The organism is Methanoregula sp., assembly GCF_041645475.1.
In the GTDB taxonomy this organism is placed as follows: domain Archaea; phylum Halobacteriota; class Methanomicrobia; order Methanomicrobiales; family Methanospirillaceae; genus Methanoregula.
This window is the reverse complement of sequence record NZ_JBAZQA010000003.1, coordinates 284,852-299,202: the sequence shown is the minus strand read 5'-3', so window position 1 is coordinate 299,202 and position 14,351 is coordinate 284,852. Positions and strand designations below refer to the sequence as shown.

The following is a 14,351-nucleotide window of genomic DNA, read 5'->3' as shown; positions in this document are numbered from 1 at the left end:
CAAAAATGGGGAAGGATTCCGGTGATCCTTACAGTCCCGTGATCCACTCGTCGGTCTTCATAACCCGGGAGAACCGCATCTGCTGGGTGATGAGGATGGCCGTGTGGAGATCGGCAGCGCTGATGTTGCCGGCCGCGTTGCTGATTGCAAGCGTACCGGTTGCATCGGAGAGGAAGTTCACGGCATATCCGCGGTGGAACGCCTGGCGGGCCGTTGTGTCGCAGCACATCTGCGTCATATAGCCGGCTATGGTTATCTCGGTTATCCCGTGCTCTTTAAGCCAGGGTTCGAGAGCAGTGCCGGTAAAACTGCCGGGCAGCGTTTTCTCGATCAGGAGATCGTAAGGCCGACGCCGGATCTCATCGTGAAGTTCGCAGCCAGGGCTTCCTTTCCGGAACGCCGGTGCTTCCGACGCAGGATTCACGTGCTGGATCACAACGATCGGAACCTGGAAGTCATGCGCCCGGTCGATGGCTTTTTTAATATTCTCAAAACTTCCCGCGGGGTACGTGACCGGGAGTACCCCGGTGAAATACTCGTTCTGGACATCGATGATAAACAGCGCCTGTTTCATTATCGGCTCTCCTCAAAAAATGTATCCCGGCTGATCTCCATCCGGTAAAACGCCACCATCTTCCCGTGAACCTCCTCGATGCATTCCCCGGTGCCCCGGAATTTCAGGGACGCATAGAGCCGCTGGGCCCGTACATTGTTTTTGCGTACAATGAGCCGGATCAGATCGATTCCCGGATTGGCAAACCCGTGGGCAAGCGTTCTGAGCGCAATGGTTTTCCCAAGGCCATGACCGATTTTTCCGGGATGGACCGCGATCCGGAACTCTGCCTGCCTGCCCGGTTCCTGCTCAAGGACCGAGAAACCCGCGAGGGTCTCCCCCTCTTCGGCAACGAGGATCTCGGTGCCGGGTTTTGCCCGGTACTCATCAAGCCCGCCATTGTCCCTTACCGCGTAATCGAGATCCGTGCAGTCCTGCGGGTAGGGGGGCCAGGCCTTGATGGTCGCGATGTCCTCGTTACGGAGTTCGCGGAGCGTGATCATGGGATGATCATACGTATTGTGGGCAGGGGGAAAAAAAGGTGGCGGGCGTTTGTTGCCCACATCGTGGATCAGCCGCGGGTCTCGTTTTCCACGACCACTATCTCCGGTTCCAGCCTGCGCACCGTGCCGTAACCCTGCGAGAGGGACTGGCCGATTCCGAGGTAGTCCGGGATGGCAAGGTTTGTCCGGAATTTCCCGTAAAAGACCATCACGTTCTCCCGGTCGATCCGCTCCCGTTTGAACCGGACTTTCGGTTCGCACGTGATGGGAGCCGTCGGAGTGTAGTCAAGGGATTTGGCAAGCGTTGCAAGGTTCCCCAGAAGGATTTTCTGCATAAAGGCGTCCCGCTCCAGCTTGCCAACAAGGTCGTAGAATTTCTTTGCGTTCTGCTGGTTGAGCGCAAGATACGAGGTCTGGAACTCGTAGGTCTCCGGGTCTGCCACGATGCCAAACGGCTCCTCCCGGACGGCCGGGTCCCGGCCGGTGATCGTGCAGGCATCCGGGCCGGCGGCAATAGTTGTCTCACCGGACGAAATCCCGTTCAGGAAGTCGGCACCCTGCGCTATCCCGACTGCCATGAGCGTGGTTTTGAGCTGCTTGCACTGCACCGCGGGATACCGGTGGATGAAACCTTCGGCATTCTCCTTGTGGAGCGCAATGTATTCCAGCAATTGCCTGTTTAAGAATGAGCGGAGATTCGCAATGGAGAACTGTACCGGGTTTTCCGGCTCGAGCATGAGGGTGAAGATGCGAAGGTTCATGGGGATACCTGCGGGGTTGGCGGAACCGGTGCCCCGGTAACGGAAGCCGTGGCCGGAACTCCTCCGGACGAGGTGGCGGAAGGAGCCTTAAGGATGGTGAACCGCTCCAGGGCGGACGCAGTCCTCGTGCTCTCGGCAATGCCGATGAAATAGTCACTCGGTTCGGGCAGCATCACGTCAGCGGACCACGTGTTCTTGCCGCAGGCTCCCGGAGCGGGCGTGATGGTAACGGGTGTTCCGAGCGGGACGAGTTTCGAACCCCCGCCCGAGACAAAGATCGTGTATCGCAGCTCTTTGCCGGGTTCAACATTCGTTGTCCCGGAAATCGTAAACGACTCCCCCGCATAGTGTCTGGCGATCGGGTCTATTGTTATCCAGGGTGTCGTATTCCCCGCGGGAGGACAGACCGATGCCAGCGCCGGTTCCGGGCCTGCCTTGATCAGGAAGTCCCGCACAACCCCGTAATCCGAGACGATCCGGTACCGCCCGGCTTCCCAACCATCCGAGATGAAGCGGTAGACCTGCGAGGATTCGCCATGCTTTAAGAGAGTTGCATTCGAGACTGCGGGCTTTTCAGATCCCATCTTCGTTGCCCAGGAGCCGTGGCTTGTCTGGAATTTCACGGAAAATGCCGGAAGATCATTCGGGCTTATGAGGTTTGCGTTCCCGTCATTGATGACAACGAACTCGACAACCTCGCCCGCGTTGTAGATGTCGGTATCCATGCGGATGAATCGCGAGTAGGCATCGGGCTGCGCAACGGTGACTTTGTACAGGGCAACGGACTGCGTGGGGGCGGAGGCCGGTGTGGCGTTTGCGGTTGTGCTGGCGTTGGTGATGGGGGAGGTGCAGCCTGCGGTTATCATCAGCAGCGCGACGGTGATTATAGCGAAGATTGTTCCAGGCCGGGTCATGGAGAGTTCACCGGAGGATTGGTTGTGGGGGGAGAAAAAGGGTGTGGGGCTATCCTTTCCGGCCCCCTATACCTCTCATACCAAACCGGGTCCTATGCGCCCTCCGATTCCCATACTTATACCATACCCCCTCCCGGAAAACCCCGTAAATGGCCCGGATTTCGCCCGCTTAAAAAATACGCTCGAATCACTCCCCGTTTCTTAAAATTAGGCTGAAATCCACTTCGTAGAATGACCCTTACATTGCATGGAATCGATGTCATTTTTACCCGTAGTTTCCTCCATCCGGCTAAAAGAAGTGCCAAAAGAACAAGGGATATGCGGGTCATATATTATGATATCGATAAAAAGAACCCTGAAAAATGTTCACGGTACCGCTCATCAGCCCGCATAACCGCGGGCTCAGTACTTCACTCATTATTCTTCCATGAATCCTGGTAGTGTACACTACCTGCCAAAATCCTGAAGTGAATAGTTACACCATTATCAGCATTGCAATATTAGCATCGCAATCGATCTCCGGCAAAAAAATTTCAACCACCCCCTCACCCCCCGCTCACATTTTTTCAGGCAGGGTTCGGTTGATCTGCCGGATCGCTCACGCCGGAGAAAACGGGGTTCTGTGAGATAATTATCCAACAGTTGGATAATTATCCAACTGTTAGCAAGGTTACTGACACCCTAAGATCGCGATTGAAAATTTTCAGGCAGGGTCTGCCTGAAAATATGCTCTGGAGAATACCTTAATCCAAACAAATCGTACGAACCCGGCGCGTCTCTAAAATTTTCCTCTGTACATAATGGATAGTCAGCAGGTACAGGATCGCAACGTTTCTGGATGAGGTTTTAGTATTCAGCTGATTTTTTTTGCTGTATAGTGACCACATCTGGTGCCCACTGTCTTTGTAGATCTTACTCTTTTCTTAAGTTCGGGCTAAAATTTAGTGAAGTACTGGGGTTCGGAAAAAAAGATATCCCGCCCGACAACCGGTAGTACCGGATGACGGCCTGTCTGGCAATTATTTCCGGGCTGCCGCTGTCACGATATCCTGGGCTGTCGGGGCCGGGTAATATTTCTCTTTTATCAGCGCGACAAGATAGGGCACCGCGAGCACGAGCGCAATACACCCGAAGACAAGAAACATATTCCCGTAGCTTGCCACAAGGGTAATGACGGGCACGACCGCCAGTGCTGACGCAAACTGGCCTATGTTTAAGGATACCGAGAACCCGCCCATGGCTCTTCCGATGAACTGCTGGGGCGTGATTGCCGCTATCCAGGTCAGGATTGTCGGCATTAAAAGTCCCTCGCCGACTCCGACAAGGATCACGGCCACCCCGACCATGAGAAGTGACGTGGCAAACCCGAGAATGCAGAGGCCGAGCCCAAAGGCAAGCAGGGTCGTGGTAAGGATCGTGTAACGGTGGAATCTCCACGCAATTCTCCCGTAAAAGATCCCAAGAACCGCAGAGGCACATCCCCCAATCCCGAGGAATAACCCGGCAGTAAAGGCGGTATTTCCGCCCATGGTCTGTGCCGCCTCCATTCCGGCAATCAGGTACGGGAACTTGGTTGGCATCAGGAAGAAGAGCAGGTTCCCCATGAACAGGGTACTATATGCGAGTAGGAGGGGATGGACCGGGAATGTTTCGTGCGCTGCCGTTTTCTTACCGGGATCTGGCGTTCCCGCCTCATATTTCAGCGGTGCGGGTTCTCTCATTGTTAAAAGAACGCCAGCGAGAATGACAATACCAAGCAGGTAGATAAGGAACGCTGCGTTCCAGGAGATACCTGCCAGAAGTCCCCCGGCGGTTTCCAGGATCAGCACTCCCACTCCCATTGCCGCTGCCTGGTACCCAAGAACCCTGGCGCGGGAAATCCCATCATAATAACAGATAATCAGCGCAGACGTTGTGCAGATGATACCGGCAATACCTATCCCGAGGATGAACCTGCCCACAAGGATTGCGGGTATGGTGGTGAGATAATACCCGGAACTTCCGGCAATGGTGAAGATGGTAACGGAAACGGCAAGGACTTTGATTTTGCCGATCCTGTCCGAAAGAATCCCGAGGAATATACCCGTGATGGCAATAGCAAGCGCGGGAAGGGTAACGATTAAGGAGATGCTGGTGTCCGTTGCATCGGGAAATGCTGCGCTTATCAGGGGCAGGGCCGGGGCAACTGCTGCTCCCCCCATGAGAATCATCATGGCAGCGAGCATGAGAAAAAGAAGGGTCCATTTCGAAGGTTTGAATGGTGCGCAATTCATGTCCTATTACGTCACAAGGACGAAGATATTAAGAAAGTGCTCCTGAATATAGTAGCTGACAAGCATGATTGACGACTCGTTACTTTCGCAGATGAAAGAGATTGGGATGAGTGAGTACGAGGCGAAAGTATACGTGATCCTGTCCGCATTGCGGGTTGCAAGTGCCCGTGAGATTCATGAGCAGACAAAGATCCCCCGGGGCAGGATCTATGAAACCCTTACCACGCTTGCCCAGAAAGGGTTCATTGTCTCGTCCGGTAAAGCGCCGCAGCGGTACTCGCCGGTCGATGTTACCCGGACGTTTGAGCGGCTGAAACGGGAATCGGTGAATTCCCTTGAAGGATTGCATGAACGGCTCAAAGCCCTGGAAACCGAATCGCCGGTCCCGCTCATGCAGGGGTATAAACTCTTAACCGACTGGACCCGGGACAACCAGATCCGGATGATCCTCCACAGGGCAAAAACAGAAATTATCTTTCTCTGCAATGATGAAGAATTCTTAAAAAAATATGGCAGTGATATTTCCCGGGCGGCAAAACGGGTCCCGCTGTACCTGATTGTCGGAAGAAAAGAGCTTGCGGAGTCCGCGACGGTAAAATGTTATCTTGGCGGGAAGGATATCGGGTCATCCTTCTTCCATACTGTTGCCGGAGAGAGCAATGGACTTTCGATGAAATTGTTACTCCTGGCTGACCGTGTCGAGTCCCTGTCGATTTTGGAAGAGAACGGGAAGCGTACGGGAATTTTTATTTACCCGGATATGTATGCCGGTTACCTGTCACGGAAAATTGTGCAGGAAATCGTGCCGGTTGAGCGGTTGCAGAAGCGATCCTGAACGGGACAGCTACCGGAGATCCGGAAATCTCCCGCTTTACCAGTCTTACCGGGACAGGGATCGGGACAGGGATCCGTGAAGATCGCGGATTTCACCCGCTCTCTCTTCCCCAAGGAGTTCGGGTATTCCGGCTGGCATACCCAACTGGCTGACATATTCCCTTTGTTAAATAAAATGAACATTTCGGAAGGTATATGCCATCATGGTAAAAAGGAATCTGTTAATGGATGCCACCTGTAGCACTCGGTTATCCGGCTGTGCGATGAAGAGAACCTGATGTGAAAAACGGGATGTGTAATACGGGTCTGTAATTCTGGTCGCTGATGCCGGTCAGTACTGTCCAGCAAAGGAATGATCCCCCCGCTGAATTCTGGAAGTGAAAAATCTTGATCAAACTATCCTGCCAATTTCCCAACCGGATTGTATTTTTATTGTGCATTGTTTTCATCGTGACTTTCACAACCGGTCTCGGTCTGCCGGTCAGCGCCGGCAGTCCCACGTTCCAGTGGGCAGTCCCCTCAACCGTGGGCGTCTTTCCGAACTATGTTGCCACCGACCTCGGTGGAAACATCTATGCTACGGATATGTCGAATAACAGTGTCTGGAAATTCGGGTCTGACGGGACCTATCTGACAAAATGGGGGTCAACGGGTACTGGTGATGGCAGGTTCGACTGTCCCGTGGGTATCGCTGTGAGCCCGGTGAACGGGCATGTCTATGTTGCCGATAAATGGAACAACCGGACCCAGGAATTCACGTCTGCCGGTGTCTATGTACGGCAGTGGGGGATTACGGGCACCGGCAACAACCAGTTTAAGCTTCCCGAGGGTATTGCCGTGAATGCAACCGGGTATGTTTATGTTGTGGATACCGGCAACAACCGTATCGAGGTGTTCACCTCATCCGGCACATATGTGACCCAGTGGGGTGAGGAAGGGAGTGGCGACGGTCAGTTTGATATTCCGTATGGGGTGGCGGTGAATTCGACCGGGTATGTCTACGTCACCGATTTACGGAATTCCCGGATCCAGGAGTTTACTTCCGATGGTAAGTATGTGAGACAATGGGGGACCGGCGGTACTGGTACCGGTGAGTTTGATGATCCCATTGGAATAGCAGTGAACTTAACAACCGATCATGTCTATGTTGCAGACACTCACAATTCCCGGATCCAGGAGTTTACTTCCGACGGTACTTATCTGGCAACGCTGGGATCCCCCGGACGGGGCGATGGTGAATTCAACACACCCACGGGCATTGCCGTAGGTACTGGCGGTGATCTTTATGTGGCTGATTATAATAATTACCGAATCCAGGAGATAACATCGGCCGGTGCCTATGTGCGGCAGTGGGGTGCTGCAGGCAGGAATGATGGCCAGTTCTGGGCCCCCTTTAATCTCGGGGTGAGCCCGGCTGAAAAAGTCTATGTTGCTGACACTTACAATTCCCGGATCCAGGAGTTTAATTCTGACGGTACCTATATGAGCAAATGGGGATCGAACGGGTCTCTCAGCGGGCAGTTCTATTATCCTGTCGACATCAAGGCTAATGCGAGCGGGTATCTCCATGTTGTTGATTACGGCAACAACCGGATCCAGGTGTTTCAGTCCGACGGCACATATGTACGGCAATGGGGATCCGCGGGTTCGGGGAACGGCCAGTTCCTCTATCCTTACTGCGTAGCAATAGATTCCCACGGGAATGTCTATGTCACGGATTCCTTCAATTTCCGTATCCAGGTGTTCACATCCGATGGCACGTACCTGCGGCAATGGGGGACGCATGGATCCGGTACCGGCGAGTTTGATTATCCCCTCGGGATAGCAGTCAGCCCGGTGAGTGGGAATGTCTATGTCGTTGATAACTCAAATGACTGTGTCCAGGAGTTCACATCTGACGGGGGATTTGTGCGGAAATGGGGATCCACTGGTGTGGATAGCGGCCAGTTCTGGTCTCCCTACGGGATAGCCGTGAACGAAAACGGGAATGTCTATGTTTCCGATTTAGGGAATTCCCGTATCCAGGAGTTCACCGCAACGGGAACGTATGTGCAGCAATGGGGATCCTACGGAGATGTGCCCGGCGCCTTCAAGTATCCTTATGGGATCGCGGTGAGTTCCGCAGGAAATATCTATGTTGCTGATCCCGAGAATCACCGGATCGAGAAGTTTTTACCGGGACCGTCGGATGCCTTCTTCTCTGGAAGCCCGACAACCGGTGCCGTCCCATTAACGGTGCAGTTTACCGATACCTCAACAAGTTTTGTCTCCGGCTGGGCCTGGTTCTTTGGTGATGAGACCTATAAGCAGCCCTGGATCCTGAAAAACGCGAGTTCCGGGTGGTCGGAGCGGGAAGCCCAGACAACGGTGACGCTTCCTGATGGCAGCATTGTTCTGATGGGGGGAAGCAAGGCCGGGTCCAGTAATAACGAGACATGGCGGTCTACGGATAAGGGAGCAACCTGGGTTCTGCAGAATGCAAGTTCCGGATGGTCGAAACGATTTGGTCATACCAGCGTAGCGCTTCCAGATGGCAGCATCGTACTGATGGGTGGTTACGCCAAACCCGAATCCGGGTCGTCGAAGAATATGAATGACACGTGGCAATCTACGGATAAAGGTGCGACCTGGGTTCTGCAGAATGCGAGTTCCGGGTGGTCGATCAGATCCCGTCACACCAGCGTAGCGCTTTCTGATGACAGCATCGTTCTCATGGGCGGGTATAATACCACCCGCTCCCTCACCAACGATACGTGGAGGTCAACAGATAAGGGTGCGACCTGGGTTCTGCAGAATACGAGTTCCGGGTGGACCGGCCGGTACTGGCTCAGCAGTACACCCCTGTCTGACGACAGCATCGTACTGATGGGCGGAGACTCCGGCTCTCCCACCAACGATACGTGGCGGTCTACGGATAAGGGAGCAACCTGGGTTCTGCAGAATGCGAGTTCCGGGTGGTCCGAGCGAAGAGGTCAGAGCAGCGTGACCCTGCCTGACAACAGCATCGTCCTTATGGGTGGCAGTTTCATGGGCAACGGGATTGAGTATAGCAACGAAACCTGGAGATCCGCAGACAGGGGCACTACATGGACCCTGCTGAATGCAAGTTCCGGGTGGATGGGGCGACATGACCACAGTTCGGTTTCCCTGCCGGACGGAAGCATTGTTCTTATGGGCGGTTATTTATTACACGATGTTGATGGAGAGGCCAAGGACTTACGGTTAAACGACACGTGGCGGTTCCAGCCTGTTGGATCCTCTCTCCAGAACCCGTTGCACACCTATACTGCGATCGGCACCTATCCCGTAGCGTTGCAGACCTCTAATAATGTTGGGTACAATGTTACGCAGAAGAACGGTTACATCACGGTTACCAGTGTTCCGCCCCCGGTTCCAAGACCCATAGATGGTGGCGACAGCACCTCCGGGCCCGCCCACTTCATTGCAAAGGCAGAAGTACCGGGAGTAAGGGCCTCTTCTACAACGGACGTGAACGTTGGTGGGGATTCTGCCGTGACCCATGTTGAAGTTACCGGTACCGGAATAAACGGCCTGATCGTAACCGGTACCGTTGTTACCACTCCGGGCAACGCTATTCCCCCGGTACCGGGCACCCCCTACGAGTACCTCAGTCTCGTTCCGGCCCGGTTCACGACGATTACCGGGGCAACGATCACGTTCACGGTTCCAGCATCGTGGCTTGCGGAACACCACATGTCCCCACAGGATATCGTTATGTACCATTACACCGGCACCGCGTGGACTGCGCTGCCGACAACGGTCGGGACCACAAATCAGGGGGAAATAACGTTCACGGCAACGAGTGACGGTTTCTCCCTGTATGCTATCAGCGCAAATCCCGCGTTCGCGGGGAACCAGACTGCATCCGCATCTGCGCCAACCCTCGGCGACATGGCACCCGTATCAACCCCGGCTAAAATTATGTCCTCGGTAACGCAGTCACCTGCAGTGCAGCAGACCACGGCCGTCCCTGCCGCCCAGCCGGCACCCGGATTCCCGCTTGCAACCCTTGCGATTGGTGTTGTTATCCTTCTGGTGCTCATCGGCGCCGCGTTCCTGATCCGGCGCTGGTGGATACGGCGCCAGAACCCGGCGCTGTTCCGTAATTATGATTGAAAGAGACACGTTCTCTTTTTTTTTGATCCATCCGGTTCTGCTGCACGGGTTCAGGTAGACGATACGCGAGACTCGCCAGACCGCATTGCTGCACCGCAACGCCATTACCGGGGGGAGTTTATCGCACGGGTGACTGTGCTGAACCCGCCACACTGGCGGTTCTCCGGTGAGAACAACCAATGTGTTCAACCGTTACAGGCATGGGATCACCTCACCCCTTTATCATCAGCTGCTTTTGCCAACAATGAGACGCCCGATGATATCTTCAAGGGATGCATCTCCAAGGACTGCGCCAGTAACCTGGCCGTTCTCTTCAATAAGAATGGCAACCGGACTGACAAGCGCCGTCATGCCCCGTTCCATGCAAAAACAGATCTCAGAGACAACGGGATAGATCTTCCGGTCGCCGAGTACAAACGGCTCCTGCAGCCGCAGGGCTGCGGTCATACAGCCGCAGCTCCCGGAGCATCCTGCCGAAAGAGAGATATAATCTCCTTTGCGGCCGGGTTCAGCAGGACCCGGGCAGCCGCGACGATGAAGAGAATGGGATGCCGGAGACTCATACGGATCGCGATGTCGCACGCGAAAACCTCGCGATCGAAGACCGGTTCCATCTCGATGTGAATGCGGAATGATTCGAGCACGAACCGGAATGCCCAGTACGACCCGTAGCACATTCCTGTGAGTGCGGGATCTTTAAGCCCGAGCGTGATCTTTCCATTTGCCCCGTCAAACCTGCTCTCCCGCCAGAATAGCGATCCCAACGATTCAACGGGTTGTATAAGTTTCATGGCAAGGCGGACCATCTTCTCCCGCGAGGGCAAAACCCGGCCCCTCTTCACCCGCTCATCCTTTCTGGTGACCGGCTCACTTGCCCTGACCAGGAGAAACGATTTCAGGACATGGCTGCCACCAATCACAGTTACCTGAGTTCCCCTCGGGTCATGCCCGACCCCGATTCCCAGACAACCCCACGTGATCGTAAAACTCTCAAAAAGAGTCTGTTCCAAAACCGTGAACTTCAGCACGGAGTGCACCGGGATCATGTACAGAAGGATCACGGGAATGAGGATCAGGATGATGAGGCATAGCAGCAGGCATGCCAGCAGGAGGAGTGCATCCATACGATGAGTGGTGGGATCAGAGTTCCCTGGTCTTGTCCGCTTTCATATCCTCGGTTTTATCGTTGAAGGATTTTATGGCACTGATTACCTGAGGTGCGAGGCTTTCGCCAATGGCAGAGATGGCCTGGGCCACGGCGCTGTCCTTTTTTAAGGACATGATCTGGATGCCCTCGGCGCCTTTTATGTCGCTGTGGAGGATAACAAGTGCAACCGGTTCAATGCCGCCGCCACCTCCGGCACCCTGGCTGCCACCATCCTTTGCATGGCTTCCGCCGGCGCCGAATGCAAACCCGTAGCGGGCTACCGGGATCACCACTTTATCCCCAAAACGTACCGGCTCACCAAGAACATTCTTGGTTACCAGAAATTCCCTGAGCTGGTTTGATGTCTCTTTGAGCATCTCTTCATTGGACACGGAATATTCACCGGTGAGGATTATGTTTTTGCAGTATATGAATCCATCAGCACTATCGTGCCAGCTCCTCTGGCGATCGCCCGGCCACCTCACCGGAACTCTGCCGCGCTGAATGCGCGTTTCCTTTTTTTTATCCGGACTGCTTCCATGGATTCCGGTGGCTTATGGCACCATACTAAGGCATTTAACCTCATTCATACAAGAGACATCGTCAAGTCGGATAAATTCCCCCGGACAGGAGATCACAGATGAGCAGTTACCATTTTTGTCAGGATTGTGAACATATCAGGATCAAGATGGTTCCGGGAGTTCAGGGATCGGCAGTCAAGGAAATGTCCTGCCCGGCCCGGTTCAACCCGCGGGAAGGGAAGTGGATTCCGGCCCATGGGGTAAATCCGCACGAATGCCCGCGAAATGAAAATTTTATGCGGCTCCAGAAACAGGCTGATGAACGCAGACTACGGTGAATGTGCTTTAGGAACGGGTCTGATTACAGTCCGTAAGGCGGCTTCGATCCCGGCCTATGAACCCTTTTTACATTTTGAGACGGATCCTGTTATTGGGTATTCCCGCAATGTTTAACTGCCGAAATGTCGTTACATTAAAAACTATCAACCGATCCCTCACCATTTTATCCAAACGATTGCGTAATCGTTGTTGGACGGGCACTTGAGCACTTCCCTCGCAAACGGATGCTCATTATGTCGTGTGACAGAGACCGGCATTACCTGTATTGCAACGAGGTAACTGACCCGAAGTGAAGATAGCCGGCAGGATCCCCAATACTCCTGGGAACGCCGGTGGCCCGTATGCCACCGTCAACTGCCGCGGGAAAATGCATGATCCGGCCCACGGAAAAACCCTTCACCACGGAACGGCTTTCCAAGGATATGCCGGCATCATGCAAGAGCCATACGAAACAAAAAGACCATTATTCAGGAAACGTGAATGCAGGAAATTGAAAAAATAAAAATTCTCCAGTCTCAGCGTGAATCGTTCAAATCGCGAACGAAACAGAAAGAGCAGGAGAAAAAAGCGGAGAACCAGACCGAAACAACCTGTCCCGAGTGCGGCGGCCGACAGCTGACCCACGACCGTGAGCGGGCAGAACTGGTCTGCCAGAGTTGCGGGCTCGTGCTCGATGACGAGTTCATTGACCGGGGTCCCGAGTGGCGTGCGTTTGATGCCGACCAGCGGCAGAAACGTGCCCGTACCGGTGCACCGATGACCCTCACGATCCACGACAAGGGTCTCTCCACCATGATCGACTGGCGCAACCGGGATTCGTATGGCAGGGCTATCTCCTCCAAGAACCGGGCCCAGCTCTACCGTCTCCGCAAGTGGCAGCGGCGGATCCGTGTCAGCAATGCAACTGAGCGGAACTTAGCATTCGCGCTCTCGGAACTGGACCGTATGGCCTCAGCCCTGGGCCTGCCGCGGAACATCCGCGAATGCTCAGCGGTGATCTACCGTGACGCCGTTGACAAGAACCTGATCCGTGGCCGGAGTATCGAAGGCGTTGCAGCAGCAACGCTCTATGCTGCCTGCCGGCAATGCAGCGTGCCCCGTACTCTCGATGAGATTGCAGAAGTCTCCCGAGTCTCAAGAAAAGAGATTGGCAGGACCTACCGGTTTGTTTCCCGTAAACTTGGCTTAAGGCTCCTCCCAACATCCCCTATGGACTATGTGCCCCGGTTCTGTTCGGGTCTCACCCTCAATGGGGAAGTCCAGGGCCGGACCATTGAAATCCTCCGGCAGGCCGCCGAGCGTGAACTGACAAGCGGCAGGGGGCCGACCGGTGTCGCGGCAGCGGCGATTTACATTGCCTCCATCCTGAACGGTGAGCGGCGCACCCAGCGTGAAGTTGCAGAAGTTGCGGGTGTGACCGAAGTCACTATCCGGAACCGTTACAAGGAACTGGCAGAAAAACTGGATCTCGAGATCACTCTCTGATCCTGGTTTTTTATTTCTTACCGCAATACCGGCGCGTAAACCCCCAATGGTTGCGTTTATGATACCATGTCATACCCGCATAACGGACAGGATATCCGATTCGCCGGGGTTGATGATTGCGAGGGTGCTGATGGAAAACGGTTTTCTGCACACGTTTCCAAGAGCCATGCCGGACCCCGCAAAGGTATGAATGAACTGGTTCTTGTTTCTGGTAATTTTTGATTTAATGGTTGCCGGGCAATTGCCTGCAACAACGATCATCCGGGCTGTTCCCTCCTTGATGCATTTCTCGGTCATTACCGGGCCAAGAACGACACTGCCGGTTTTTAACGCTCGTAAGAGCTGGGTATTGAAATCCATGTGAACATCTCCTTATGGAATGTGCCGGGTTCCGTGTTGTCCGGCACGATTGTTTGAAATCGCCCGGCCATTTCCTCCCGACAATGCATCCGGTTTTTGCATTTTTATCCCCTTAATCGGACACAATGGACCGGGAAAAATCAGGAACTATTCCTGACATCCGACTGCTTTCATCCGGGTTCTCTGCGAAATCAATTGATCAGGTCCGTTCCCCGGGGGGGTTGCGTACCCTCTCAAAATGGGAAGGACATATGGGGCAGATACGCGACCAAGCATACTTCCTGAGATTGTTGTGCGAGTCAGAATCGTATCTGGTTGCTAATAACACGGGTGTAGCCTAATTAACTCTTTTTACCGTTTACAAATGATGTAACCTTCAGAGGATGATCTCCAATCGTGCATTTCCAAAAAAGAGGGGGAAGGCCGGTGGAGAGCCATCCCGTTCCTTATCCTCTTCATCGTATGCCAACCCATCTGCGAGCGCAATCGCGGGATTCGTACTGGAATGGTTTGTCACCAGTGCC

The 14,351-nt window shown here is 54.1% G+C and carries 15 protein-coding genes; 5 read left to right on the top strand and 10 right to left on the bottom strand.

Features of this window, described 5'->3' with window-relative positions; all coding sequences use genetic code 11:
- Window positions 1–28: 28 nt before the first annotated feature.
- The 5 genes from WC598_RS04815 to WC598_RS04795 all read right to left on the bottom strand — a co-directional run bounded on the left by WC598_RS04815 (window position 29) and on the right by WC598_RS04795 (window position 5,004).
- Window positions 29–574, bottom strand: coding sequence for a cysteine hydrolase family protein (locus WC598_RS04815; RefSeq protein WP_372960334.1), 546 nt, complete (start codon window positions 572–574; stop codon window positions 29–31).
- Window positions 574–1,056 carry a GNAT family N-acetyltransferase gene (locus tag WC598_RS04810; RefSeq protein ID WP_372960333.1) on the bottom strand — a complete coding sequence of 161 codons (483 nt, stop codon included), beginning with the start codon at window positions 1,054–1,056 and terminating at the stop codon, window positions 574–576. The genes WC598_RS04815 and WC598_RS04810 overlap by 1 nt, the downstream gene beginning before the upstream one ends.
- A gap of 68 nt (window positions 1,057–1,124) precedes the next feature.
- A complete protein-coding gene (locus WC598_RS04805; RefSeq protein ID WP_372960332.1) occupies window positions 1,125–1,817 on the bottom strand; it encodes a CRISPR-associated endonuclease Cas6 in 693 nt (230 codons plus the stop codon).
- Window positions 1,814–2,731, bottom strand: a complete 918-nt coding sequence (locus WC598_RS04800) for a hypothetical protein (RefSeq protein ID WP_372960331.1) — start codon at window positions 2,729–2,731, stop codon at window positions 1,814–1,816. The genes WC598_RS04805 and WC598_RS04800 overlap by 4 nt, the downstream gene beginning before the upstream one ends.
- 1,019 nt (window positions 2,732–3,750) lie before the next feature.
- A complete protein-coding gene (locus WC598_RS04795) occupies window positions 3,751–5,004 on the bottom strand; it encodes an MFS transporter (protein ID WP_372960330.1) in 1,254 nt (417 codons plus the stop codon).
- A 64-nt stretch (window positions 5,005–5,068) separates the two neighbouring features.
- Here WC598_RS04795 and WC598_RS04790 point away from each other — a divergent pair, with 64 nt between their 5' ends.
- Both WC598_RS04790 and WC598_RS04785 read left to right on the top strand, forming a co-directional pair.
- Entirely contained in the window at window positions 5,069–5,839 is a 771-nt protein-coding gene (locus WC598_RS04790; protein WP_372960329.1) for a TrmB family transcriptional regulator, read from the top strand.
- 449 nt (window positions 5,840–6,288) lie between these two features.
- Window positions 6,289–9,975 (top strand): 6-bladed beta-propeller, encoded by a 3,687-nt coding sequence (locus tag WC598_RS04785; protein WP_372960328.1) that lies wholly within the window; start codon window positions 6,289–6,291, stop codon window positions 9,973–9,975.
- Window positions 9,976–10,200: 225 nt separating this feature from the next.
- Here WC598_RS04785 and WC598_RS04780 read toward each other — a convergent pair whose 3' ends face one another.
- From WC598_RS04780 to WC598_RS04770, 3 genes are read right to left on the bottom strand one after another with little or no spacing between them, the layout of a single operon-like run.
- Window positions 10,201–10,422, bottom strand: coding sequence for a hypothetical protein (locus WC598_RS04780; RefSeq protein WP_372960327.1), 222 nt, complete (start codon window positions 10,420–10,422; stop codon window positions 10,201–10,203).
- The gene (locus WC598_RS04775) at window positions 10,419–11,099 is read right to left on the bottom strand and encodes a DUF2953 domain-containing protein (protein ID WP_372960326.1); all 681 of its coding nucleotides are present in this window, start codon (window positions 11,097–11,099) and stop codon (window positions 10,419–10,421) included. Before WC598_RS04775 ends, WC598_RS04780 begins: the two co-directional genes overlap by 4 nt.
- Window positions 11,100–11,115: 16 nt before the next feature.
- On the bottom strand, window positions 11,116–11,514 hold the full coding sequence (locus tag WC598_RS04770; protein WP_372960325.1) for a GerW family sporulation protein: 399 nt from the start codon (window positions 11,512–11,514) through the stop codon (window positions 11,116–11,118).
- Between the two features lie 248 nt (window positions 11,515–11,762).
- Here WC598_RS04770 and WC598_RS04765 point away from each other — a divergent pair, with 248 nt between their 5' ends.
- The 3 genes from WC598_RS04765 (at window position 11,763) to WC598_RS04755 (ending at window position 13,467) form a co-directional block, all read left to right on the top strand.
- Window positions 11,763–11,981: a hypothetical protein gene (locus WC598_RS04765; protein WP_372960324.1), complete on the top strand. Its 219-nt coding sequence runs from the start codon at window positions 11,763–11,765 to the stop codon at window positions 11,979–11,981.
- 342 nt (window positions 11,982–12,323) lie between these two features.
- Window positions 12,324–12,476, top strand: a complete 153-nt coding sequence (locus tag WC598_RS04760; RefSeq protein WP_372960323.1) for a hypothetical protein — start codon at window positions 12,324–12,326, stop codon at window positions 12,474–12,476.
- The gene (locus WC598_RS04755) at window positions 12,463–13,467 is read left to right on the top strand and encodes a transcription initiation factor IIB (protein ID WP_372960322.1); all 1,005 of its coding nucleotides are present in this window, start codon (window positions 12,463–12,465) and stop codon (window positions 13,465–13,467) included. The genes WC598_RS04760 and WC598_RS04755 overlap by 14 nt, the downstream gene beginning before the upstream one ends.
- A 69-nt stretch (window positions 13,468–13,536) precedes the next feature.
- Here WC598_RS04755 and WC598_RS04750 read toward each other — a convergent pair whose 3' ends face one another.
- Together WC598_RS04750 and WC598_RS04745 are read right to left on the bottom strand one after the other, a co-directional pair.
- Complete coding sequence (locus tag WC598_RS04750; RefSeq protein ID WP_372960321.1) at window positions 13,537–13,827, bottom strand: 50S ribosomal protein L30e; 291 nt, start codon at window positions 13,825–13,827, stop codon at window positions 13,537–13,539.
- Window positions 13,828–14,203: 376 nt separating this feature from the next.
- The gene (locus WC598_RS04745) at window positions 14,204–14,344 is read right to left on the bottom strand and encodes a hypothetical protein (protein ID WP_372960320.1); all 141 of its coding nucleotides are present in this window, start codon (window positions 14,342–14,344) and stop codon (window positions 14,204–14,206) included.
- Window positions 14,345–14,351: the final 7 nt, after the last annotated feature.

Coding starts and splice junctions, on each gene's coding strand:
- WC598_RS04790 (WP_372960329.1), top strand. CDS start 5,069: ATGATTGACGACTCGTTACTTTCGCAGATGAAAGAGATTGGGATGAGT.
- WC598_RS04815 (WP_372960334.1), bottom strand. CDS start 574: ATGAAACAGGCGCTGTTTATCATCGATGTCCAGAACGAGTATTTCACC.
- WC598_RS04780 (WP_372960327.1), bottom strand. CDS start 10,422: ATGACCGCAGCCCTGCGGCTGCAGGAGCCGTTTGTACTCGGCGACCGG.
- WC598_RS04755 (WP_372960322.1), top strand. CDS start 12,463: ATGCAGGAAATTGAAAAAATAAAAATTCTCCAGTCTCAGCGTGAATCG.
- WC598_RS04750 (WP_372960321.1), bottom strand. CDS start 13,827: ATGGATTTCAATACCCAGCTCTTACGAGCGTTAAAAACCGGCAGTGTC.
- WC598_RS04775 (WP_372960326.1), bottom strand. CDS start 11,099: ATGGATGCACTCCTCCTGCTGGCATGCCTGCTGCTATGCCTCATCATC.
- WC598_RS04805 (WP_372960332.1), bottom strand. CDS start 1,817: ATGAACCTTCGCATCTTCACCCTCATGCTCGAGCCGGAAAACCCGGTA.
- WC598_RS04810 (WP_372960333.1), bottom strand. CDS start 1,056: ATGATCACGCTCCGCGAACTCCGTAACGAGGACATCGCGACCATCAAG.
- WC598_RS04795 (WP_372960330.1), bottom strand. CDS start 5,004: ATGAATTGCGCACCATTCAAACCTTCGAAATGGACCCTTCTTTTTCTC.
- WC598_RS04765 (WP_372960324.1), top strand. CDS start 11,763: ATGAGCAGTTACCATTTTTGTCAGGATTGTGAACATATCAGGATCAAG.
- WC598_RS04760 (WP_372960323.1), top strand. CDS start 12,324: ATGCCACCGTCAACTGCCGCGGGAAAATGCATGATCCGGCCCACGGAA.
- WC598_RS04800 (WP_372960331.1), bottom strand. CDS start 2,731: ATGACCCGGCCTGGAACAATCTTCGCTATAATCACCGTCGCGCTGCTG.